Below are 556 nucleotides of genomic sequence, written 5' to 3' on the forward strand. Positions count from 1 at the left end.
TTTGCTGGCGTTGGACGACATCTTGCGACCATCTATGGCAAACATATCCTTACCGATCAGACCGAGCTGGTCACAGATCATCAAAACCTGAATAAACAGTTGTCCCACCGGCTTGTGCATACGGCTGATAAAGTCGGCAATGGTCGTGAAATGCGGCTGACTGTCGGCGGAGAGCGCCATGAAGACCACATTCTCATGACAGGCTTTCTCAATCCTGCGACTGGAGGTGATGCCACGGGAATAGGCAAACAGCACCACTTTCAATAGCATGGCCGGGTCATACGCCAGTCGCCCGGTGTTATCGTTGTGGTAATGATCATGGAAGATGGACGTATCGATTTCATGATCCACCAGGTAATTCAGGGTGTACTCAAAAGAACCGGGCACAAGCTGCTCGGCCAAATTAATCGGTAATAAAAGATTCTGACGAGTGTCGTACGGCTTGAAGCGAGGCATGGCGAGGCTCGAAATAGAACTCTGGGGCAGATTTCTAAAGGATACCTGCTATGACGGGGACTGCCAGTACTTCCAGACGTTTTTCTACAGGCTCAACGCC

General features: G+C 50.5%; 1 protein-coding gene. It reads right to left on the reverse strand.

The features are described 5' to 3' along the window. Window positions 1-456: transposase (locus AC27K1_RS21665; RefSeq protein WP_487152873.1), on the reverse strand; the 456-nt coding region annotated here is incomplete at its 3' end. Window positions 457-556: the final 100 nt, after the last annotated feature.

The sequence above is a fragment of the Kistimonas ophiarachnellae genome, from assembly GCF_057552235.1.